Origin of the sequence: Streptococcus oralis (assembly GCF_001578945.1) — a bacterium.
Classification (GTDB): Bacteria; Bacillota; Bacilli; order Lactobacillales; family Streptococcaceae; genus Streptococcus; species Streptococcus oralis_Q.
In genome coordinates, this window is record NZ_KQ969678.1 from 1 (window position 1) to 224 (window position 224).

Sequence of the window (224 nt, forward strand, 5' to 3'; positions counted from 1 at the left end):
TCCTCCAAACACGTGATTAGTGGATTTTTTTGAGATATTTACGAATGCCGTAGCCGACACCATGTTCATCATTGCTGCGTGTTACCTTATAAGCCAGCTCTTTGATGTCAGGAAAGGCGTTGCCCATTACGATTGGATAGCCCACCATCTCAAACATTGGGATATCGTTGTGCCCATCACCAAAAGCAGAGGTCTGGCTCTTATCTAAACCTTCTTTTTTGAGA

The 224-nt window shown here is 43.8% G+C and carries 1 protein-coding gene; it reads right to left on the bottom strand.

From position 1 onward, the window contains the following. Window positions 1-16 precede the first annotated feature (16 nt). Window positions 17-224, bottom strand: a 208-nt coding sequence (locus SORDD16_RS10335) for an HAD family hydrolase (protein ID WP_164966543.1), incomplete at its 5' end; no start/stop codon positions are given.